This window comes from Paractinoplanes rishiriensis (assembly GCF_016862375.1).
Classification (GTDB): Bacteria; Actinomycetota; Actinomycetes; order Mycobacteriales; family Micromonosporaceae; genus Actinoplanes; species Actinoplanes rishiriensis.
In genome coordinates, this window is the sequence record NZ_BOMV01000107.1 from 41,178 (window position 1) to 63,865 (window position 22,688).

Consider the following 22,688-nt stretch of genomic DNA (forward strand, 5'->3'; position numbering starts at 1 on the left):
TGACGCCAGACTCGCCGAAAGCCCCGCCACCCGGAACTACACCCTCGTGTGCACCGCACAGAAATCCGCCGAGGTGCACACGACGGTGCACACCTCGCCACGGTCCACGCGTTGCCGAGTGCATGGCGGCTCTCGTTGCAGCCCGCCCAGGTCGATGTACACGCAACAGCAGCTGACACCTGCGAAGAGCACGATCGGCATCGTCAGCCAGGCGCGTCGCTGCGCTGAACCGATCTGCCGAGCCCTCATTCGTCGCGGCAACGCCCGTAGGATCAGCGGCGATGACCAGCCCTCTGCCAGCTCTGTCGGCCGCTGCCGCCGCTGCCGAATCAGTGACGTTCGACGAGGTCCGCGCGACCGAGGACCACGTCTGGTGGCTGCAAACCTCCCCTCAAGAGCAGGGCCGCGTCGCACTTCGATATATGACTGATGACGGGACAGTGCACGAAGCGACGGCGCCCGGGACGAGCGTGGGCAGCGACCTGCACGGATACGGCGGCGGCGCGTACGCCGTCCTCGGTCGACAAGCGTGGTACGTCGATGCCGCTACCGGCAACATCATGCTCTCCACGAAAGGGGACCACGCTCGTGTCGTAGCAGAACCCCGGCAGCCCGACGAGTGCTACGGCGACCTGGCAGTCGATCGAGGCGCCCTGTGGTGCGTACGCGGCACGAACAGCGGCGACAAGCTGCTCCGCATACTCCCAGACGGAACACAACAGGTGGTCGCCGCGACCGACGGCTTCTACGGATCCCCGCGACCCCGCGACGGCACGGTGGCGTGGCTACGCTGGGACAGCGACCGCATGCCGTGGGACGGCAGCGACCTCGTAGTTGCAGACTACCCGAATGCGGATGTCGTGAATCCGCGCCGAGTCAGCGGCGGCCGGAATGAATCCGTGACGCAACCTTGCTGGGACAGCCATGGCCGTTTGTGGTTCCTTTCGGACCGGAACGGCTGGTGGAACCTCTACCGCACCGATGGCAGAGACATGCAGCCCATCGTGCAGACGGAAGTGGATTTGGCGCCACCGGAGTGGGAAGCCGGATACCGGTCATTTGTGCCGCTGCCAAATGACGGCGCCATCGTGATCGAACACAACGGTTTCCAGCATCGGCTACAGATCTACAGCGGCGAAACTGTAACGCCGCTGGCGACGCCATTCACCTCTTTCAAACCATATCTCGCCACCCAGGGCCGGTCAGTACTCGGAATCGCAGCGTCCCCGACGCTGACTCCGCACATCTTCCGGCTCGATCCGGAACGACCGGATGATCTTTGGCAGTATCCCCGGCGTAAAGCCAGCGGCCCGACATGGAACCTGGCAGTGGCAGATCACCTTCGGATTGCGACACGCTCCACAGAGGAAATAAACGCGCTGATTTACCCTCCGGCGAACGCCGCCGAGGCTTGGTGTGCACCACTGATAGTCCGGGCACATCCAGGGCCGACCTCGGCCGTCAACAATCGGCTCGACTGGCACATACAATTTCTGACCAGCAACGGCTTCGCCGTTGCCGACGTCGACTATCGCGGCAGCGCCGGCTACGGTCGAGCATTCCGCCAGAGCCTCTACGGCCGTTGGGGAGAGTTCGACGTGCAGGACTGTGCCATAGTTGCCGAACATCTCCTTGCCGCTGGCAAGACTCAAGCCGGTCAAGTCTTCATCACCGGGGCGAGCGCTGGCGGATACACGGCTCTGCACGCCGTGTCGAAACCTTCTGTATTCTCTGGCGCTGTCGCCCGATCAGCGATCGTGAATCCAACCCAATGGCAGACGACCGCTCCACGCTGGCAACGGCCGCACGCCGCCGCCCTGTCAGGCCCCGCCGGGCCGGTGCGTGCCGAGGCAGTCAACCGGCCGACCCTGCTGATACACGGCGCGGACGATCACGTCGCGCCAATTGGCGACGTCGCGCAACTCGCCCGCCAACTGACCACCCGAGGAGTGCCTTGCCAGTTGATGATACTTAACGCCCGACACGATCTGTCCGCCCAGCAAGTCGCTGCGAGCGCCCTACAGGCAGAGCTTGCCTTCTACCGCCACCACATGTCCCCGTAACACCAACAAGACGCTAGAGAGCTAGCGGCAACGTAACCCGGATGTAGTCGACGAGCTCGATCACGCTTCGGCTGTCCTCGTACGGGATCACATCTACTCGAAGTTGAGCCACCCTTTGCACAGCCCGCGCCGACGTGATTCCCGCCGCTAAGTCGACCGCGTCGCGTCCCCGCGCGCACGCTTCCTCCACATCGCCTGACGCAGCCAGCGACGACGCCAGCAAAGCGGTGTCGATGGCCAGCCGTCGCACTCGACCATTGCCCACGCCGTCCACGGCCTGCCGGATCTCTCGCTGCGCGGTGTCGTGAGCGCCGAGGTCGAACATGCAATGCGCCACTTCGTCAGCGAGATAGGCCGGAGTGAAGTAGCTAATCCAGTCTGGTTGATCGCTTTCGTCACGACGGGAGAGGTGCATTTCGCTAGTACGCAAGGCCACAGCAGAGCTCAATGAATCACCTAATCGAGCATGACAGCGAGCAGCAACAGCCCAAAGGCCGGCATGAAGCGCTTCTGGAGCATCTGCCGGCAATCCGCTCAGCGCGACCTGCGCCATCCGAAGCCCTTGATTCGGGTAACCGCAGTGCAGGGCCAAGTGACCAAGACTGACACCGAGAAGGTAAGCCCCCAAGGCCTGATCCCTTCCCCACCCGGTCAGCCAGAGTGCATGAAGGTAATGCCGCTGCGCTACGCCATCGGCTCCCAAGTCGACTGCCTGGTAGCCAGCTAGCTCCCTCGCCCCCACCGAGACACGACAGATTTCCCTTTGAATGACTTCGTCATCGCAGTCCCCGCCCAGCAACCCGCGAACGGGACCTTCGATGAACTCAGCCACCCGATGATGGACCGCACCGGCGCCACGCTCATGATCTAGATTCCGGAGGTCCTGCAGTTCCCGGACGGCAGTATGTACGTCGTTGAATTCCGCACGGCGCCCGGAATTCGCGGCGGTCACCGGCCGATAGTCGCCCCGCAACCATCGCTGCGCCGGCTCCTCAAGCACAGCAGGGCGGAACGGCACGTACCAAGCTGCCGGCCTCCCGAACGTAGTAACCGGAGTCGGGCAGTGAGGTGCGCTCCGCTTCTGCGGATGCAGCGCAGGCTCGCCGCTCCTCAAAAGCCCCAACTGGCTCCTCGCACCGTCGGCAAGCGCAAGGACGTGACCTGGCACGTCCGCCGCGTCCAGCGGGGACATTGATCCGCCCGAGTCCGAACACGGTGCCGTGCGCCGCTCAGCTGGCGTCGTAAGCAGTGATCGGGGTCGTCGAGGGCGCGTCGGAGCTAAACGGGTCGGTAACCGGCGTGCCGCGATCAAGCCAATGTCTGCCGGGTCCTCTACTCCCAATCTGATACAGAGCGCCTGAATCCGTTCATCGCACATGCCACCACCGACGCGGCCCTGCTCGATCCTGCCGATGTAGTTCTCGTTGAACGGCACATGCTCACACGTTTCCATGACCAACTCTTGGTTGGAGTCGTCGGCAAGCTGACTCCGAGAGAGGCCCATACGCTGCCGAGCCTCCCAGAACGACCTGTTCGGGACAGGGTCCTTCTTCGCCACCGTCGCGCCTCCGGCCGACTCAACCCCGATGGGACTCGATCACTCATCGTCGCAATTCCACTCGCCTTCGCACAACCCGAGGCGCCTCGAATGGCAAGACCAAGATCCATTAAGATTCCCACGTGGCAGCCGCTATGCAGGGCCTGCTCGCGGCGCACGCTGCGAAAGGCATCCCGCATCGGCGCAAGTAGGTCACACCAGTCGATCAAGTTTCGGCGGTCGGTGTCGTCCGAGGCCTCAGCATCACAGATGCGAGCACGGTCGTCTCCAGTCGGATCCCCACCGCGGAGTTGGAACGTTGGCAGGCTGAGTGGGGAAAGCCGCAGGTGGTGGCCGAGGGCGGTGCGTTCTGAAGCAGCCGGTGCGGAACGCGCAATACCGCCATTGTGGCGAGGAGACAGGCTCTGGTGTCGGGTGCACGGGCTCAACCCGTACGCCGACATCCGGCAGGACGAAGCAAGTCTCCCCTCGGGTTCCACGCAATCGAGCGAAGAACTACCGAGCCCGACGCCTGGGCACCGAGGGCCAACTGGTCAGTAGCTCTTGTATCAGCCAGTGCCAGCTCAACGTGACGCATACGGCGTAATCGCGGCGAGGCGCCGCCATTGGGACAGGGGGAGCCCACGGAAATCGTCAACAAGGACTTGGATGCAGACGTGGTCAGCGCCGGCATGCTGATGCTGGTGGATGCGCCGCAAAATGGCTGCTTCGTCGCCCCACGCGATCAGGGCGTCGACTAGCGCGTTGCTGCCGCTGCGATCGAGTTCGTCGTCGGTGTAGCCGAGTCGACGAAGATTGTTCACGTAGTTGGGCAGTGAAAGGTAGCGGCGTAGATGTCGTCTTGCGATGTCGCGAGCTGTGGCCTTGTCCTTGGCAAGGACGACCGCCTGCTCTGAGACGAGGAGCTTGTCGGGTCCGAGAATTAGTCTGGCGCGTTCGGTGTGTTCGGGTGGGACCAGGTAGGTGTGCGCGCCGCCGGTGTGTTGCGCGGCGAGCTGGAGCATGCGTGGGCCGAGAGCCGCGAGGATGCGTACGGCGTTGTCAGCTGGCACTGCCCGGTAGCGTTGGGCGTGGGAGTCCATCGCCGCTAGGTAGTCCCGCGCGGTTTGTAATGGCTGGCCATATCGCAGCCCGCGGGTGTCGTTGACAAGTTTCGCGTGACTGACTCCCAGACCGAGAATGAAGCGGTCGGGGTATGCCTCGGTGAGAGTCTGGTGTGCTGCGAACATGGACAATGGGTCACGGGCCCAGAGGTTCATCACGCCAGTCGCAACCGTAATGCGCTGCGTCGCGGCGAGCAGCATCGTCGATTGGCTTATCGGCTCACGTCCGATATTCTCGCCAATCCACAGCGAGGTGTAGCCGAGAGATTCGAGCTCTTGGGCCGTCTCGCGCACTATGTCCGCCGGCTGAAAATCGAATTGGGCCGTCCAAATTCCCAAGCCCGTCAGATTCACAATCTCGCCTTGGTCGCTACTGTCGTCAGGGCTGCACTGAACCGTTGGACTGCCTCGTTCAACGCTGCGGTGGAAGCTGGATCCCGCTGATGAACGAGCCGCTGGATCCGTCGACCCTGTTGGAGAATCGGCACAATGGGTTGTTGGATAGTGGACGTCAATGCGTAAAGAGTGAGGGCTTCGGCCTCGGCTAGGTCGTCGGATTGCACAGCGGCATCGGCGAGAAGGAGAGTCAACATCGCGCGCGCCTTGGAGTGACTCTCTGGCAACGCGTTCAGCGATCCGGTCAGTTCGGTGCGAGCATGCTCCTGCTGCCGTAGCAGGAGCCAGCCAGTTCCGCCGTAGTACCGAAGGTCAAGCGTGCCGTGGGCGAAGTCCATACCGTGGCGCCGGTCGCGCTCATTGGAGACCTCAGCTGCTTCTTCCGCCAGCGCATAGGACGACTCGAAGCCGTCAATGTCACCCCTGCCAGCGTAGGCACGGGCTTGCAACGCGAGCAACCACGCCCGCGTCGTCGCCTCGGAGCCTTGGCTGGCGAAATAGACGCCCCGTTCGATCAGCTCGGCGGCACGGCGGATGTCGCGGCGATGCCAGGGGATGAGGCTTTGGGCGCCAAGCAGCCACGCTCCGAGGGCCCACGCCTGGGCATCCTGCGCGACAGTCACTGCCGCTTCAAACCATCGATCTGCCGTGTGATGGTCATTGATGTCGAAACATGCCCACGCCCGCAAGCCGGCAACACGAGCCGCGAGTCGGACGAGCCGTTCGTGATGGCGAAGGGTTTGCGGCTGGCGCAAGTGCTGTGAGACAAGCTGCGTCAGTATTCGGAGCTTCGACATAAGCTCGTCCGGTGGCATCCGCGCGAAACCCTGATCGATTCGCTCGCAGGCTAGTTCGACGGCTGTCAGCTCCGCGTTGCTCATTCCGCGCTGCTCCAATACGGAAGCGAAGTCGACCAGATCGTTCTCCGCTGTGCCTTCGTTTCGGCCGTCGTCGATCGGCGGCCGGCGACCGAGTTGCCGCGAAGGCGCTGAGCGGGTCGGTCGTCTACGCTCGGCGATCAACCCTATCTTCGCCGGGTCGTCGACTTCCAGCGTTAGGCACAGAGCAGACCGGCGTTCGACGCACATGCCACCGCCGATGCGTCCCTGCTCGATCCTGCCGATGTAGTTCTCGTTCATCGGTTCGTGCTCGCACGTACTCATCACCGGTTGGCCGTTGGCGATATCCGCCACCGCCGGCCGAGACAGTCCCAAGGCCATGCGCGCGTCCCAGAACAGCCTGTTGGGCTCGAAGTCCTTCTTCGTCACCGCCACGCGCCCCCGGACCGACTATGCGTGATGGACCAGATCGGTCATCATCCCAGCACCTTCAGCGACACCGCAACAAGTCAACCCCCTAGGACCGCGGTGCCCGACAGCTACAGGCGGTGGAGCCCCGAGCACGGGAGTCTGACCGCGGCGATGTTCGGGTGTTCATATCGACCGGTGGTGGATCTCGCGGCAGGGCGACTCGCTGACCATTAAATTATCTTCGGGCAGTCTGATATTGATCGAATTCACCTCTTGACTGCGGCCAGAAATTCAGCGAATGCGTCCCCGAGAACTCCAGAATCGGTCCCTGCGGATCCTTCGAGTCACGCATTGCGGCGCCGCCGTCTGCCGCGTAAGCAACCTCGACAAAGTTGGCGTCCGGTTGGCTGCGACGCGATCTTAGAAAAATTCTGGTAGATCCGGCCGTTGCTGCCGTAGACGACCATTATGCCGACCTCCTGACGCCGCCGGGTCTTTCGATCTGCCGGAAGAGAAACTCCAGGGTAGCTGCCGCCGGCCATGCCTGCCCTGAGAGGGTCTCGAACCGATTGATATATGGGTGTGTATTCGTGGGTTCCGTGATGATTAGATCGGTGTCGTCGGTCTCTACTGCGACAACCACGAAGTCTGTTGGCTCGCGATAGCGATAGATGGAGAAGGACGTAGAGGGCAATGCCTGGCCTGCCGGTCGCGCGAACGGGAGCACGCGTATCTCGACCCCTCGCCAGTGCAGCGCGATGTCGATCAAGTAGATGGTCTGATCGAACATGACATCACCAGCGACTACCTCGCGCAGGAAGATGGATTCGTCGAGAAGCGCCCGGTACTGCACCGAGGTCGACTCCGCGACGGCCCTCTGGCGTAACCCCCGGGCCTAAACCGCACGGTGAGCGACGTAGCGCTTCGAGGTAGTGCTCTCCAGCGCCGCGGCTCTCGCTTCGGCGAACCGCGGGGCTTGCAGCAGTCCCGGGAGCGGGACCTGCGAGAACTCCGAGATCGAGGCGCCGGTCCAGATCGGCGTAGGTTGCCTGACACGGCCCCATCTCGTTGCGATATCGCTCCCCTGTGCGTCGCCGTCCGCGCAGCGTGGAGAATTGCCGCTGCCCGCTCGGCCGATGCAGGCAAGACTCTTACGGTCCGCCGGATGTCATCAACGGCCGTCACCCGCTGCGCTTTCAACGCGTAGCTGATCTTCGCGGGTCCACCCCAGAAGTCTGCGCAAGCCTGCCGTTGGTATATCCCGCCTCCTTCGAAAGGGCGGCAAGTTCGATGGCCAGCCAATGCCGGCTGGCGAAGGGGCTGATCAAGCAACCTCCGGCGTGCCATGCCATCACGGCCCGATCGCGAGGCCGGGCACCGGCATCGTAACCCGCTAGTTGTCAGATGCGGATGTCAGATTCGCGCCCAGGTGCATTTCACCGGCTACGACGGGATGCGAGGGACATGTGCACCGTCGTGTGCACCACCGTGGACGCAACCCCCGGTACACACGACGGTGTAGTTCCCCGCTGGGGCGCTGTCCGCGATTGTGATCCGAGCGAGCAAAACCCGGGACGGCTGGTTCAACGAAACACTGTAATCGCCGAAATTGATGCACACCACTGTGTCAACCCGAACTCCCTCAGCAACACAATTCGCTACTGATCGACGCCGGAAGCCATGTGACACGCCACGCGACGGAGACGGTGCAGCCGGGACCGAGCTCGCGCGCATATCTGACAGCGAAGCGGCGAAGGAGTTGAGGATGAACAGGATCGTATGCGTCCCGCTTCGCTGTCACGCAGGGCGGAGCATTAGCCGTCCGACTATTGGTATTCCCGGTCGCGGTAGCTGCAGCGGTCGTTGCCGCGGCCGGGTTCAGTCGCTGCCAGCCGATCCGAGCCCAGCGGTGCAAGCCGCGACTACCGGCGGCCATGGTCCCGATCGAGGCAACTCATGATTGAGCGTCAGACCTTGCAAAGGACCTGCGAGATCGCCGGAGCCACTCTGACGGTGTCCACCTCGAATGGCTACAGCGTGATCTACCGAGGCGACTACGTCGGATACATCCACGCCAGCCTCGGCGACCGCTGGAACACCTACCGGCGGCGCGTCGGTGCGCCGGATGATCACCTGGGCCGGTTCGGCCAGGAGGAAGCCGTACGCCGCATCGTCCGCGCCGTCTCCACGGCGGGCGGAACGGTTGCGGCGTCATGATCGGCAAGCGGGCCTATCCGCTGGCCGTGGTCGTGCACCGGTCAAACCGTCCCGACGTTCAGGCGCGGTCGTTGCCCCAGCTGAGCGCCCCTGTGATCGCCCAGGTGTACCCGAACGGCAGGCGGCACCACCGTTCCGCTTCCGCCACCACGCGGTGTGGGTGGTCGAGCCGGTGGATTGCCCGGCGCATCCGTATGAGGAGTCCACGGTGACCTATCCGGACGCAACGTGTCCGATGTGCCGCGCGGGCGGCGGCACACACGGCGTTCTTGACGCGCTGCAGCTACCGCCGGGCGCACGCACCGCCGGGTCGGCGCAGCCTGCCCTCCCTGAGCACCCGGGCGGAGGCCACCGGTGACTGACCAACCTGATCCCATCAACCCTGACATACCCAATGTGGCCCGGATCTGGGACTACCAGCTCGGCGGCAAGGACAACTACCAAGCTGACCGGGACGCTGCCGAGCAGCTCAACAAAATGTGCCTGGAAGTCGGTGCCCCCGACGGCCGGATGGTCGCCGGGGAGAACCGCGCGTTCCTGCAACGCGCCGTGCACCACCTCGCCACGCAGGCTCACATCGACCAGTTCCTCGACCTCGGCTCGGGGCTGCCGACCCGGCACAACGTGCACGAGGTCGCGCAGCAGGCCAACCCGCACGCACGCACGGTCTACGTAGATTACGACCCGCTGGTCCTTGCCTACGGCAGAGCTTTGCTCGCCGATGGTCGAACCACGGTGATCACCGGCGACGTCCGGGAACCGGAGACCATCTTGCACAACAAGGAACTGCGCGGTCTGCTCGATCTGCAACGGCCGGTCGCGGTGCTGCTCGTAGCGATGCTGCACCTGATCCCCGACGATGGAGAGGCCGAGGCCATCGTCGCGCGTATCCGCGAGGCGCTCCCGCCTGGCAGCTACCTGGTCCTGACGCACACCACCAGCGAACACCGGCCCGAAGCTGCCGTCGCGCTCGCCGCCGAATTCGAACGGCTTAAGGTCACCACCCCGCTCGTACCTCGCACGTTCCATCAGATCCGGCGTTTCTTCGACGGGTTCGACCTGCTCGAACCAGGCCTGGTGTCGCCGCCGCGATGGCGACCCCACACACCGGTGGCCCCCAAAGACGACTCCCGGTGGATGTACGCGGGCGTAGGCCGTATCAGCCCGGCCGGCGGAGGGGCGCGTCAGTGACCTGCCACCGCGTCTTTGGCTCGCGGCGCCCGTCTGCGAACCGATCCGCCCGGCTGGCCGCACGCCGCACATCTGCATCGGGCCTGCGGGCGGTTCGCCTCAACCGGCGGTGGCCAGCACGGCCATGGACGTCGTCCGGCTGACGAGCTGCATCGACGCCAGTTGTCGTGCCGTCTGGATAGCTCTGCTGCGTTGGCCGGCCCGTCACGGTGTGCGCCTCGCCGGTCACCTTCTGTCCGAGCCTTAGCCGATTCTCCCTGGAGATCTCGCCATGAATCTTCTGTCTGGCCTGCGTGCCGGCTGGTACGGCATCGTCGCCCCGTACCCGCCGCCGCCGACATGCGCGACCGATCCGGACCATCAGGCGGGTGGGTCGCCGGGGTTGTGGGCGGTGCGGTGGGACTGGCCCGACGGCACCCACGAGTTCATCGGCCTGCAGCGCGATGAGGCGGCCGCGGCGGTGGTGTGGTCGGGGCAGGTGCTGCGGTGGCGGCGTTGCCCGTGCCGGCCGCGGATGTCGGTGGTGGCGATCAGCGGCCACGATTTCTGGTTGCATGCCCGGCATCGGCGCGGGTGCATGGCGCCGGACTGCCCGGTTGCCGCGGGTGTGGTGGCGTCGTGAGCGGGGTGACGTTGTCGCGCCGGACGATGGGCACGGCTGCATTGTTCGGTGCCGGGGTGGCGGCCAGTTCACCGCTCACCGTGCTGGTCGGTGGTATCACGACCATGTTCGGGGTGCTCGGCGTGGTCGGTGTACCGCTGGCGTTCGGGCTGGTCATGGCGGTGATGCGGCTGTTCATGGTCGGGTATGTGGCGGTCGGTAAGCACGTCAGGCACGGTGCCCCGTTCTACGCGCAGCTGGCGCGCGGGCTGAACCCGGCGGTGGGCCTGGCCGGGGCGGGTGTGGCGTTCGTCGGCTATAACGCGCTGCAGATCAGCCTGTTCGGGCTGATCGGTACCAAGGCGGTCGAGTTGCTCGACGGCCGGTGGTGGGTGTGGGCGCTGGTGGCCGGGCTGCTGGTGTTGGCGGTCGGCCAGTACCCGGGCCGCAAGGTCGCCCGGGTCGTCGGGTTGCTGCTCGCGCTGGAGATCGGCGTGATGGTGCTGTTCACCGCGGCCGGGTTCTCCCAACCCGCCGGCGGGCAGGTCAGCACCCGGGTGTTCGCGCCGTCGGCGTTGATGGTCGCGGGTGCGGTGGCCGGTGTGCTGGTGTTCGCGGTGGCGTCGTTCGCCGGGGTCGAGTCCGTGCTCGCGTACGCCGAGGAGGCCACCTCCGATCAGGCGGTGGCCCGCGCCGCCCGCTGGGCGGTGCTGTTCTGCGGGGTGCTGTACGCGGTGGCCGCCTGGGCGTACATCACCTGGCTGGGCCTGGACAACGTGGGCAAGGCCGCCGAGGACGCCAGCCAGCCGCTGGTGCTGCTGTCGGCCATGTTCGGCACGGGGATCACCAAGCTGGCCATCGGATTGCTGCTCACCAGCGTGCTGGCCGCGCAGGTCGCGTTCCACGCCATCGTCGCCCGCTACGTGTTCGCCCTCGCCCGCGAGCGGGTCCTGCCGGCCCGGTGGGGCGCGTTCAGCCGCGGCGCGCAGGGCGGGGCACCGTTGGGCGGCTCCGCGGTCCAGGCCGCTACCAGTGTGGTGGTGGTCGCCGGGTTCATGGCCGGCGGGGCCGACCCGATGACCATGTTCACCTGGCTGTCGACGACCGGCGCGTTGTGCATCCTGCTGCTGCTGACCCTGGCCAGCTGGTCCGCGCTGCGGTTCTTCGAGAAAGGACTCGGCGGCGCCGAACCCGAGTGGCTGCGCCGGACCCCGTTCGCCGGCGCCATCGTCGGCGCGGTCGCGGTCGTGTTCATGGCCTCCAACCTCGGCACCCTGCTCGACACCCCACCGGGCTCGGCCAAGCCGTGGCTGATCGCCGTGCCCATCGTCGCGTTCGCCGGCACCGGGCTACTTACCGGCGCGGTGCTGCGACGAACCCACCGCGACATCTACAACGGCATCAGCTACGGCGTGCCCGATCCGATCCTCGTCCGCGACGACCGGCTCGCCGGAGTCGAACTGTGACCCGACGAACCTGGCATGCCGACATCCCGACCGCCGCGTACCCGAACACCGGCGACCCCTTCGACCAGTCGGACGCGACCGACCCGGCTCCCGGCCCGGCTGGCCAGCCGACCGCAGATCCCGGCCTCGGTGACCCCGACGACGTACCGATCGGGGTCTTCGAAGCGCGACGCCGGGCGGAGCTGCTGACCTCCGCGCGGGGGCAATGGGCGATCTTCCACCGGCTCCGCAAAGTCAACATCAATCACGCCACCATGGCCTGGCGCAACCGCTACCACATGCCGCTGAGCCCGCACGCCCTGGCGTTCCTGTTCCAGCAGGCCGACCCGACAACCGGCGGAGTACGAATAACGGCGGCGACCCGGACCTGGCTGGCCGGCCCCGAATCGCAGCATCCGCTGCCGCTATTCGACCGGTTCATCACCGTCACCCGGCAGCACGCCCTCGTCCCCGACCCGGCGGACGGCGACGGCGCTGCAACCGAACCAAACCGGGCGGCGGAACCAGGCCGGGCGAGGCTGCACGGCGCCCGCAAGGCCCCGCCGGTGTGGGACCTGCGCACCGAGCTGGCCGACCGCTGCGACCCGGCCATGGCCGACGACGCCTTCTACGCCGGTCTCGGCTACTCCACCCTCGACACGCCCGCCGGCACCTTCGATCAGCATTGCCGGGCCGCGAACTCCGAACTCGACATCCCCGGCGGGTTCTGTTACCTGTCCAACCCGTCCGGCACCGAGGACGACCTGCGGGTCCTGACGGCCGACCGGGGTGCAGCCAACGGCGTGGGCACGATCGCGATCCACACCTACGAAGCGCTGGCCACCCATCCGCTGGACTCCGATTTCCCGTACGCGCCGACGTCGATCAAGGTGCTGCTCGATCAGTCTCCGTACCGGCACGTCCTGCCTCAGATGTGGCACCTGGACCAGGCCCTGCGGCACGCCGACGACCTGCGCCACCAAGCCGCCGACGGCCCGCGCACCCGCCGCCGGAGCGGGCCGTCATGACCCTGACCGTGCCGAACCTGCTCGGCCCCGCCGACGACAACACCCCGCCGAAACTCAGCGCCCACGCCGCGGGCCTGACCGCCGCGCTGGCCGCCGACCACAAATTCCATCTCGCGTTCCCCGGCGCCACCGACCTGGTCTACCCCGACCTCGCCGCGATCCTGACCGGACAGCTACTCAACAACGTCGGTGACCCCTTCGACCCCGGGCACGGCCGTAACCACACCAAGCCGTACGAGATCGACGTCGTCCGCCGGCTCGGGGCGTTGTTCGGCGCCGACCCCGCCCGGGTCTGGGGTTACGTCACCTCCGGCGCCACCGAAGGCACCATCCACGCGGTCCACGAAGCCGCCACCACCTACCCCAGCGTCGTCGTGTACTCGTCCACCGCCGCGCACTACTCGGTCACCAAAGCCGCCGTCCTCGTCCGCGCCCCACACGTGATGATCCGCGTCGACGACCGCGGCCGGATGCTGCTCGACGAGCTACGCGACCGGCTGTTCGAGTTCCGGGACCGGCCCGCGATGATCGTCGCGACCGTAGGCACCACCGAACACGAAGGCATCGACGACGTCGCCGGCATCGCCGGCCTCTGCGACGACCTGAACATCACCGACCGGCGTATCCACGTCGACGCCGCCCTCGCCGGCATCCCCCTCGCCCTGCTCCCCGCCCACGACCGGCCGGCGTTCGGTTTCGACGCCGGCGCCACCAGCATGGTCGTGTCCGGCCACAAATTCCCCTCGACCCTGATGCCCTGCGCGGTGATCCTCTACCCCCACCCGCCGCACCAACCAGCCGGGCCGATCTCCTACATCGGCGCCGCGGACACCACCGTCGCCGGATCCCGCTCCGGGCACACCCCGCTGGTCCTGCACTGGTCACTGGCCGGGCAGGGCCTCGACGGGCACCGCCGCCGCGCCGACGCCGCCCGCGAACTCGCCGCCTACACCCATGACCGGCTGCAACACCTCGGCTGGAACAGCCACTGGACGTGGCCCGCGTTCACCATCACCCTCGCACAGCCCACCCGGCCCCTGCCGCAGCCCTGGGTCCTCGGCGGTGACCGCCGCACCGGCCGCATCATCACCATGCCCGGCATCCAACAAGCCTGGATCGACGAATTCCTCATCGACCTCGCCACCAGCCACTGGGCCCGCACCACCGTCATCCCCCGGCAACGGTCCCGCCGCCGCGGCGGACCGGGGACACCGTCATGACCCCGGCAACCCAGAGCACCACGGTGACGGCCGTGACCCACCGGCCCGGGGCCGCACCGACCGCCATCACCCACCAACCCGCCGCCCGTGACCTCCGCACGGGCGCGGGCAGGGCCGGGACCGCCAGCCCGGACCCGACCGCCGGGTGCGCGCCGCCCCGCAATCCCGAGCGCGCACCCGGCCCCACCCCGCCCACCACCAGGACCGACAACCGGCCAAGACACACCGGAAACGCTGAGCTCACCGGAAGGGCCGGGCTCACCGGCTACAACCAGGCCCGCGCCGCAGCCGCCCGGGCCGCTCTCGACGCGCGTGCCCGCGACGCCGGTCACGCCGACCTGCCCGCCCTGCTCACCGCCACCGCGCATCTGACCGCCCGTGTCGTCGGTGACCTGCTCGGCATCAGCACCGACATGGTCAAACACTGGCGGACCGTCCACCAGATCGGCAGCGGAGCCCGCGCGGCCGCCCGCGCACACTTGGACGCGAAAGCGCGCGACGCCGGCTACCGCGACCTGGAAACCCTGATCCGGGCCACCACCCACCTGCCCTGCCCCGCGGTCAGCGCACTGCTGGGCCGCACCGGCCAATGGGCCAGGCACTGGCGCAACGTCTACGCCACACCCAACCCGCACCCCGCCGATCCCCACCGTCCTCCAGCCGGGGGTCACGACGGCCTCGACCAGCTACCGGCCCGCGTCCAGCCCCGCCGGCCCGGCGGCACGCTGCAATGCCGGCTCTGCACCACCTGGCAGCCGGCCCTCGGCGTGCACCTGCACGCCGCGCACGGCCTCACCGCGGCCGCCTACCGCGAGCGCCTCGACGCAACGCCCGCCCAGGAGACCGCGTCATGACCACACCGGGCAAGCCGGCGGCCTGGGCCGCTGATACCCGACCGGACCATGCAAGCCGCACGCAGCACCGGAAGGACCCCGCCGATGAGTGTTGACCTGCAGCTGTCCGCCTACAACATCGAAGGAGGCGGGCTGGAAGCCGACGGCTCCTACAACTTCGACAACCTCCTACAAGCCTTCACCGAAGGGCCGAGTCCACACCTGATCAACCTGTGCGAGGCCAAATTCTGGCAGGCACGCGGTCAGAAACCGTTCCGCACCGCGCTGCGCGAGCTGAGCACGCTGACCGGCCGCGCCTACGTCGGTGAACTGTTCACCGGACCGCTCGGCACCGCCGTCATCTACGAGCCGACGGTCCTGCACCTCGACGCCGGCGAAGAACCCGACTTCCCCGACAAACGCAACCTCGCCCGCTTCTGCCTGCGCGAGCACCCGTCCTACCGATTCTGGGCCTTCACCGAGCACTGGTCCTGCCACGACGGCGACCAGCGCCTCGCCCGAGCCAGACTCCTCGCCCGCTACGGCCGCAGCGAAATCCCCACCCTCATCGCAGGCGACACCAACTCCAGCTACTCAGGACCCACCCAACCGACCATCAACTGGCAGCGCATCCCGATCGAAACCCGCGACTACAAAGGACGCCTCATCAACGGCGTCTGGGGACCCGACACCCGCGCCCTCGACCGGCTCGTCGGCACCTACGACCACCACTGCGAACAACGCATCAACCGCGGCGGCTTCCACGATGTCACTGAACTCGACCCCGACGCCCCGAACCCGCTACCCCCGACCGGCGCGATCGGCCTCCAGGACGACCACATCCTGATCAACAACGCGTTCCGGGCCACCGCCGACATCGTTCAAGGCTCCTACCAGGTTCACCTACCTCCCGGAGCCGGACCAACCGACTGGCCCAACGACCACCGGCGCGTCAGCTGCACCCTGCGCATCCGACCCCCTCACCCCGCTGCCGACGCGGACGGCTCACCGCCCTAGACGCGACGACCGGCTGACTGCCAAGGCCACCCGACCCGCGCGCCACGCCACCCGAAGCGCCACCCGGCAGGCGGCCACCGTCGCCAGCACGCGCCGCCAGCCGGCAGGCCGACAGACGGTCACCGGCCGTCACCCGAGCGCGCCCCAGCTGACGCTCAACCAGGCCGGACACGCCACCCGCGGCGAAGCCGACGCGGGCCTTCACCCGCGACACACAGCCATTCACGCCCACCACCGAACCGCCCGCAGGGAGCACCCGTGACCGACTCACCCACCACACCCACCGGCCGCCGGCCCCTCCCTCTCGCCGGGGTCACTGCCCTGGCCCAGGCCGAGTACGAGCGCGTACGGCCCAAGCTTGACGAAACGGTGGTGAAGATCCGCGCCGAGCTCGCGGCCGGAGCCAGCGACTTCGAAGCGGTCGCTGACGTGTGGCTCAGCCTGCACGTGCAGCAGGAGAAATCCGAAACGCTGCTGCTGGCCGCCATCGCCATCGTGCAGGTCGCCAAAGTGCCACATCCACAGCCGCTCACCGACCCAGACAGCCAGCCGTAGGCCGCCAGGTCACCGCCGGCCAACTCGACCAACCGCCACCGCGCGGTCCCGCTGCGACGGCGCACTACCAGATTTCGCCACCGTACAAGTCGCCTCCGGGCACTGCCGTGCGTGGCGATCGGCATCCACAGCCGAGGAACACGCCGCAGCTGCCGGTGCCACCACCCGCATAGCCACCGGGCCCGGCCCCGAGCCGGGCCAACCCTACGAAACGGAACCGATGACACCCCTCAAAGCAGCGACCACCACGGTGATCACCGCTGCCGTGGTGCTCGCCACGACCGCCGGCCCCCGCCGCGGCTATCGTCGACGGCCAGCAATCCACGCGCCCTTACCCGGACATGACGGCCCACGCCCTGACCTACCCCGGGCTCGGCATCCTCAAATGCGCCGCCATCCAGATCCGGCCCCGATATGTGGTCACCGCGGCGCACTGCCTGTCCTACATCACCGTCTCGCCGACCGTGACCGTCGCGCCCGCCGGACTGGCCAGTACGAGGGCCGGGTCGACCAACCGGACCAGCGGCGGACACGAATCCATCGGCGCCACCGTGCTGCTGCACCGTCTCTCCGGCCGGACCGGCGCCGGTGACCGCGCCACGAGCGGGTGAGCCGGCCGGTTTCACCTTCTTCATGACACCTGGCCTGTAGGCCGGGCAGGCCGTGGGCAACCACGGCATCCGGGTGCCCCGCCGACGACCGACGGCGGGTATCGCATCGGGTCTGCCTGACCCGATAGCGGCGGGTTCAGGCAGCTGGGTGTGCCGGCCACCGGAAAGCGGTGTGGTGGCCGGCACGCCCAGCATCCGCCACGGCACGCCCAGCATCGTCCCGGCATTGGTGGCCCGGCCATCCCCGCTGGCGAAGCCTCTTGCCAGACCCAACGGCCGCGGCACGACCACCTTCCCCTTTCTTCCCTTGGTGAAAGCAGCCTGATGAGCACTCTTCCTGATCTACCCGTTCCTGCCGACGGGCAGCAGCCGCCGTTTCACCACCTCGGACGACCCGACGTCGGGCACCGGTGGCGGCCTGTCGCGGGCATCGTCGTACTGCTCGCCGGCATCCTGCTGGTGCTGCACGGCCCGACGGCGCTGCTCGACAACTGGCCGCACCCACGCCGGCTGCCCATCCTCGGACCGATGACCGACACGGCCCGGGCGCTGGCACAGGTCGCGCTGATCCTGCCGGTGGTGCTCGCCGTGACCCGCTGGATCAGCGGCCGCCCCGTCGGCACGCTGCTGTCGGTGACCGGGCGGCTGCGCTGGCGGCAGCTCGGGGTGAGCATGCTCATCGCCTTGCCCACCACGATCATCGTCATCGCCACCGCGATCCTGCTGATACTCGCCACCCGAGGCCTGCCCGTACCACCGCCCACCACCGCTGGCAGCGCACCGGCAATCGACCTGGGCTACCTGCGGCAGCTGCCCGCCTGCCTGCTCATCATCGTCGCCCTGGCAGTGCTGCAAGCCAGCACCGAGGAGCTCACCTGCCGCGGCTTCATCCTGCAAACCGCCGGCGGATACACCCGCAGCCCGTGGCCGGGCATCGCCGCGCAAGCCGTCGCCTTCACCCTGCTGCACGGCCTTGACGGCACCATCTGGGGCTACGCCGGCCTGACCGCCTACGCCCTGATGGTCGGCTGGCTCACCGTGTTCACCGGCGGTATCGAAGCCGCGATCGCCCTGCACGTCACCTGGAACACCACCGTGCTCGTCCTCGCCGGCACCGCGATAGTTCTCACTGGCGCGGACCCGAGCCAACGAGGCACCATGGAAGGCGCCACCTGGCAGGTCACCCTGGCCCACGTGCTCGGCACCGCCGCCTACACCCTGACCGTCGCCTGGCTTACCCGTCGCCGGACCCGTCCCCGGCCGGCCGCACCGGCAGCGGCCCTAGCGCCGGTGCCCTCGTCGTGAACCACCATCGGGCAATCCCGCGATCCCGCACGATCCGCCACACCGCTGTGGCGCAGCGCACCAGCCATCTCACCGGCGGGCAGGGACCCTGCCGCACCGCCACCGTGCTCACGATCGTCACGCCAACGTGCGTCGTCGCGCTCGCTGCCCCCGCTCCGCTAGGTCCGGAGAGCACGGCGTGACCGCAGCCAACAACGGTGTGCAGATTCCCGGCGAAGCGGCGGCCGCTGCGCTGTCGGGTCCGGTGGCACGCCGGCCGCCGTCCGCAATGGCGCAGTCCGGGCATGCGGCGCTACGCGAGTATCAGCACGAGGCCCTCGAAGCAGTCACGGCCCGGCTCGGCGCTGCCGGGCGTGGCATGGTGGTAGCGGCCTGCGGGACCGGCAAAACCCTGACCGCAGCGCACGCCGCGGCTCGGCTGTGCCCGTCCGGGCTGGTGGTGGTGACCTGTCCGACGCTGGCGCTGCTCGCGCAGATCCTGCGGGTGTGGACCGACGGCGCACTGGCCTCGCACGTGCTGGCGGTGTGCGGTGACAGCACCGTGGCCGACGCCGGTATCCGGCTCCCGGACCTGGCGTGCCCGGTCACCACAAACGTCCGAGAAATCACCCGCTGGCTGCGTACGACTCCGGCGAGCCGGTCGCGGCTGATGCTGGCAACACACGCGTCGGCAGGCAGAGCCGGCCGGGCTCTGCTCGCCGCCGACACCGTCGCGGAGCTGCTGGTCGTCGACGAGGCGCACCACACCGCTGGCCGCGTCGACAAACACACCGCCCTCGTCCACGACGACACCCGGCTGCCCGCCAGGCGCCGCCTCTACATGACCGCGACACCGCGGGTACTTGCCGTGCACCACCGGCGAGGCCGGCCCCCGAACCCCGAGAACGTCGTGTCGATGGACGACACCGCTATCTTCGGGCCCGTCCTGTACACCTACCCCTTCGCGAAGGCCATCGACGACGGCTGGCTCGACAACTTCCGGGTCGCCGTCATCGGCGTCACCCACGCCGACGTACTTGCCCTGCTCCGCAAAACCGAACCGGCCGCCGTCGTCGCAGCAGCCGAGGCACCGCTACGCACCGCCGTCGTCCAAACCGCCCTCGCGCGGGCCGCCGTCGAGTTCGGGCTGCGCCGCGTGCTGGTGTTCAACCGCCTGATCGCCGAATCGCAGGAGTTCACCCGCACCCTGCACCGCACCATCGACAGCCTCCCAGACGACCAGCGCCCGAAAGGACCCCTGACCGCGGTGCACGTCGACGGTGACCACACCGTCGACGAACGTCAACGAAGCCTCGCCCTACTCGCCGACCCGCCGAACAACGGCTGGACTGTGTTATCCAACGCCCGCTGTCTCAGCGAGGGTGTCGACGTGCCGGCCGTCGACGGCGTCGTGTTCACCCGGCCGAAATCCTCCGAGGTCGACGTCGTGCAGGCCGTCGGCCGGGCCCTGCGCCGCAACCCGAACGGCACTGGCATCGCCACCATCCTCGTCCCCGTCCTGCTACCCGACGACCCCGACGCGATACTCACCGACCTCGACGAGTGGGCCACCATGTGGCAGGTCGTCCGAGCCCTGCGAGCCCACGACAGCGTCCTGGCCGCCGAACTGGACACCCAGCGCAGCAGCCCCGCAACCGGCCCCGCGCAGCTGCCGCAGCGGATCCTCATCCGGCTCCCCGACGGCTACGGCACCGCCGACGTACTGCGCCACATCACCGTGAAACTGCTCGAGTACACCACCTCCGACTGGCTCGCCGGCTACAGTGCCCTGCGCGACTTCCACACCCGGCACGGCCACCTACGCATCCCCCGCGATCACATCGACCGGGGCATCAACCTCAAACAATGGCTCGGCAACCGGCGCAGGGACTACCACAACCGCCTGCTCGCCCCGGACGAGATCACCGCCCTCGAAGCCCTCGGCATCGACTGGTCACCGATGCAGACCGCATGGGAACGCGGCCTCGCCGCCGCGCAAGCGTTCCACGCCCGCGAAGGGCACCTGAACGTCCCCATGGGCCACCGCGAGAACGACGTCAAACTCAACCCCTGGGTCACCTACCAACGCCGCGAACGCGCCCTCGGCCATCTCACCGCCGAACGCATCCACGCCCTCGACCAGATCGGTATCGAATGGGACCCCATCGCCGCAATCTGGAACCGCGCCCTAACGGCCGCCACCACCTTCTACCAACGCGAGGGACACCTCGACGTACCCACCGGCCACCGCGAGAACAACGTCGACCTCCACGAATGGCTACGACGACAACACCGCCTCGCCCGCCAAAACAAACTCTCCGACGCCAAAACAACCGCGCTAAGGGCGATCGGTTTCATCACCCCACACCCTCAACCGCCGGCGCTCCCGTAATCGCATCAACCGGACGGACCGCCACCCGCGTCCCGGCCGCGGCGTCAGCACCTTCGACGGTTACGGAACCGGCCGTACCCGGCAACGCCCAGGGTGAGGCCGGCGGCATCGCCCGATCCGCGATCCGGACACCGTCGTTCCGACGTTCCAGCGATCGCAGGCCGCCGTCGGCCAAGCACCGTGCTGCCCTTTTCGGCGCGGATGGTGGACAGCGCGCCAGCGAGGGTGGGCCGGACACGGCATAACACACACCGTGCCGGCCCAACGGCCGGGTGCGCGTTCCCTTCTCTCCAGGAATGCGCACCCGGCCCCGAACCGCAATCACCAAGATCTGTGCAGCCCGGCCGTGACCGGGCTGCCACCCTGCACAGCACCAGACCCGCACCGTCACCAGGTGGTCGATCCAGGTCCGTGGCACCCGCTGCCACCGAACATCCCGGGACTTCTATGACCAACCGCGCGAACCCCGCACAGCGAACCACCGCACCCGCCGGCGCGGCAGTACCTATGCGGAATCTACGATACGGACGCACGTCGTGAGCAGGATGTGCATCAATGCGGCCGACCATCACGCTCGCGTCTACGACGACTTGGAGCGAGTGTCGGCAGGCCGCTATAGACGTAGGTAGACACGCCACAGCGCGCTGCCGCTACTCCCTGCCGCAGAACGTCGCCCGCCCTGCGGATGAGGGCGTTTCTAGGTTGCAGCAACCAGGTTGGCGAGCTCGGTGACGATACGCCGACGGAGTTCGTCGTGGCGGGGAGCGAGAGCAGCGTCGGGTCCGTAGAACTCCTCAGGATCGTAGAGCCAGACCGGCCGGCCGATGTGCGATGGGTTTCCCACTCATAGCGAGGGAACAGGTGGGCGTGCAGGTAGGGGTCCGTGTTGCCGAGGATCTCGTAGTTCATCCGGCGGAATCCGGGCTCGATGGCGCCGCAGGCCGCCTCTACCGCTTGGCCCAGCGTGTCCATGCTGTCGAGGAATTCCAGGCGCTGTCCCTTTGACAGGTCCGTGAGCCGATCGATACTCGGTTCATCCACCAACAGCACGCAGTATCCCGGAAGGAACTGCGTGTCCCCGATGACGGCGAACGACTGCGGCATCTTGGCCAGCAGAGTGGGGTTGGTCCCGGCTCGCGCGGACCCGATGCGGTCCAGCTTCCACGCTTCTGATCGAGTCACCGCACCATCAAACACGAACCTGTGACGCCTGCTCGTCCGAAACACAACCGACGCCCCGAATCGCGGCAAATCCGGACACGCTAATCCGTCCTCAGCAGTCACCGGCCCGAGGGCAACGCGCCGTTAGGGGTTCGGGCTCGTACAGGCCCAATCGTCCGCCGGACGTCGTCAGCGTCTCAAGAGCTGCAACTCCTCGGCCCAGCTTTCGATAAGAGGGATGAGGATCGGCTTCGGGCGGGCGCCGTCGAAGGCGGCGCACGCCGTTTCGACACGCGCGAACGTCGCGCGGATCGCTGCCGGGTCGCCGTCCAGGGTGTCCGTCAGTAAGCCCAGCGATTCCTGGGCGGGCCAGCGGGCGAGCGGGTGCTGGTGGAGCTCCCACGGAAGGTACTTGTGGTACGGGCGTACCCGCCCTTCCAGCGTGAAAATCACATCCAGTAGCCAGGGCATCGACTCGGCAGCGTCCAGGCGCCGTTCCAGCAAGCGTCCGTCGCGGTCGTTCTTGCAAGCGCGATAGGCATAGTTGAGCCAGCCGTCAAGCCGGTCATGCTCGACGAGGATTGACTCCGCTTCGTCGGCGGTGACCGTGGCCTGCCGGCGCAGCGCGGACGCCAGCCGTCCTGCGCTGCGATCGAATATTATCGGTGCCCACGCGAACGACCAGCGGAACCACCATCCGTGCGTGCCGAATGGCGGCACCTGCTCCAACTCGGAGATCGCCACGTGGGTCTCGTCCTAAAAG

General features: G+C 67.5%; 19 protein-coding genes and 1 pseudogene. 13 read left to right on the forward strand and 7 right to left on the reverse strand.

Annotation, left to right across the window (positions count from 1 at the left end):
- The first annotated feature begins 281 nt into the window (after positions 1-281).
- Positions 282-2,063, forward strand: coding sequence for an alpha/beta hydrolase family protein (locus Ari01nite_RS45235; RefSeq protein ID WP_203790424.1), 1,782 nt, complete (start codon positions 282-284; stop codon positions 2,061-2,063).
- A gap of 13 nt (positions 2,064-2,076) precedes the next feature.
- On the opposite strand, the gene Ari01nite_RS51825 is transcribed toward Ari01nite_RS45235, so the two are convergent.
- The 5 genes and pseudogenes from Ari01nite_RS51825 to Ari01nite_RS45260 all read right to left on the reverse strand — a co-directional run.
- Positions 2,077-3,567 (reverse strand): NsdA family TPR-like regulatory protein, encoded by a 1,491-nt coding sequence (locus Ari01nite_RS51825; protein ID WP_498371183.1) that lies wholly within the window; start codon positions 3,565-3,567, stop codon positions 2,077-2,079.
- A gap of 617 nt (positions 3,568-4,184) precedes the next feature.
- The gene (locus Ari01nite_RS45245; RefSeq protein WP_203790426.1) at positions 4,185-5,078 is read right to left on the reverse strand and encodes an LLM class F420-dependent oxidoreductase; all 894 of its coding nucleotides are present in this window, start codon (positions 5,076-5,078) and stop codon (positions 4,185-4,187) included.
- Positions 5,075-6,388 carry an NsdA family TPR-like regulatory protein gene (locus Ari01nite_RS45250; protein ID WP_203790427.1) on the reverse strand — a complete coding sequence of 438 codons (1,314 nt, stop codon included), beginning with the start codon at positions 6,386-6,388 and terminating at the stop codon, positions 5,075-5,077. Before Ari01nite_RS45250 ends, Ari01nite_RS45245 begins: the two co-directional genes overlap by 4 nt.
- Positions 6,389-6,605: 217 nt before the next feature.
- Positions 6,606-6,800 (reverse strand): DUF397 domain-containing protein, encoded by a 195-nt coding sequence (locus tag Ari01nite_RS51170; RefSeq protein ID WP_203790460.1) that lies wholly within the window; start codon positions 6,798-6,800, stop codon positions 6,606-6,608.
- Between the two features lie 36 nt (positions 6,801-6,836).
- Positions 6,837-7,244: pseudogene (locus Ari01nite_RS45260) on the reverse strand (Scr1 family TA system antitoxin-like transcriptional regulator); the annotation flags it as partial.
- A gap of 1,139 nt (positions 7,245-8,383) precedes the next feature.
- Here Ari01nite_RS45260 and Ari01nite_RS45265 point away from each other — a divergent pair.
- The 12 genes from Ari01nite_RS45265 to Ari01nite_RS45320 all read left to right on the forward strand — a co-directional run bounded on the left by Ari01nite_RS45265 (position 8,384) and on the right by Ari01nite_RS45320 (position 20,764).
- The gene (locus tag Ari01nite_RS45265) at positions 8,384-8,587 is read left to right on the forward strand and encodes a hypothetical protein (RefSeq protein ID WP_203790429.1); all 204 of its coding nucleotides are present in this window, start codon (positions 8,384-8,386) and stop codon (positions 8,585-8,587) included.
- Between the two features lie 354 nt (positions 8,588-8,941).
- Entirely contained in the window at positions 8,942-9,778 is an 837-nt protein-coding gene (locus tag Ari01nite_RS45270; RefSeq protein WP_203790430.1) for an SAM-dependent methyltransferase, read from the forward strand.
- 271 nt (positions 9,779-10,049) lie between these two features.
- Positions 10,050-10,400 carry a hypothetical protein gene (locus Ari01nite_RS45275; RefSeq protein ID WP_203790432.1) on the forward strand — a complete coding sequence of 117 codons (351 nt, stop codon included), beginning with the start codon at positions 10,050-10,052 and terminating at the stop codon, positions 10,398-10,400.
- A complete protein-coding gene (locus Ari01nite_RS45280; RefSeq protein WP_203790434.1) occupies positions 10,397-11,845 on the forward strand; it encodes an amino acid permease in 1,449 nt (482 codons plus the stop codon). Before Ari01nite_RS45275 ends, Ari01nite_RS45280 begins: the two co-directional genes overlap by 4 nt.
- Entirely contained in the window at positions 11,842-12,852 is a 1,011-nt protein-coding gene (locus tag Ari01nite_RS45285) for a hypothetical protein (protein WP_203790436.1), read from the forward strand. The genes Ari01nite_RS45280 and Ari01nite_RS45285 overlap by 4 nt, the downstream gene beginning before the upstream one ends.
- Entirely contained in the window at positions 12,849-14,072 is a 1,224-nt protein-coding gene (locus tag Ari01nite_RS45290) for a pyridoxal-dependent decarboxylase (RefSeq protein WP_203790438.1), read from the forward strand. The genes Ari01nite_RS45285 and Ari01nite_RS45290 overlap by 4 nt, the downstream gene beginning before the upstream one ends.
- Positions 14,069-14,926 (forward strand): hypothetical protein, encoded by an 858-nt coding sequence (locus Ari01nite_RS45295; protein WP_203790440.1) that lies wholly within the window; start codon positions 14,069-14,071, stop codon positions 14,924-14,926. Before Ari01nite_RS45290 ends, Ari01nite_RS45295 begins: the two co-directional genes overlap by 4 nt.
- An 84-nt stretch (positions 14,927-15,010) precedes the next feature.
- Positions 15,011-15,922, forward strand: a complete 912-nt coding sequence (locus tag Ari01nite_RS45300) for an endonuclease/exonuclease/phosphatase family protein (RefSeq protein WP_203790442.1) — start codon at positions 15,011-15,013, stop codon at positions 15,920-15,922.
- A 258-nt stretch (positions 15,923-16,180) separates the two neighbouring features.
- On the forward strand, positions 16,181-16,477 hold the full coding sequence (locus Ari01nite_RS45305) for a hypothetical protein (protein ID WP_203790444.1): 297 nt from the start codon (positions 16,181-16,183) through the stop codon (positions 16,475-16,477).
- A gap of 341 nt (positions 16,478-16,818) precedes the next feature.
- The gene (locus Ari01nite_RS45310) at positions 16,819-17,088 is read left to right on the forward strand and encodes a S1 family serine peptidase (protein ID WP_203790446.1); all 270 of its coding nucleotides are present in this window, start codon (positions 16,819-16,821) and stop codon (positions 17,086-17,088) included.
- A 324-nt stretch (positions 17,089-17,412) separates the two neighbouring features.
- On the forward strand, positions 17,413-18,393 hold the full coding sequence (locus Ari01nite_RS45315) for a CPBP family intramembrane glutamic endopeptidase (protein ID WP_203790448.1): 981 nt from the start codon (positions 17,413-17,415) through the stop codon (positions 18,391-18,393).
- A 178-nt stretch (positions 18,394-18,571) separates the two neighbouring features.
- Positions 18,572-20,764 (forward strand): DEAD/DEAH box helicase, encoded by a 2,193-nt coding sequence (locus tag Ari01nite_RS45320; protein WP_203790450.1) that lies wholly within the window; start codon positions 18,572-18,574, stop codon positions 20,762-20,764.
- A 552-nt stretch (positions 20,765-21,316) separates the two neighbouring features.
- On the opposite strand, the gene Ari01nite_RS45325 is transcribed toward Ari01nite_RS45320, so the two are convergent.
- Both Ari01nite_RS45325 and Ari01nite_RS45330 read right to left on the reverse strand, forming a co-directional pair.
- On the reverse strand, positions 21,317-21,946 hold the full coding sequence (locus Ari01nite_RS45325) for an HIT family protein (protein WP_239163568.1): 630 nt from the start codon (positions 21,944-21,946) through the stop codon (positions 21,317-21,319).
- Positions 21,947-22,114: 168 nt separating this feature from the next.
- Complete coding sequence (locus Ari01nite_RS45330) at positions 22,115-22,669, reverse strand: hypothetical protein (protein ID WP_203790452.1); 555 nt, start codon at positions 22,667-22,669, stop codon at positions 22,115-22,117.
- Positions 22,670-22,688: the final 19 nt, after the last annotated feature.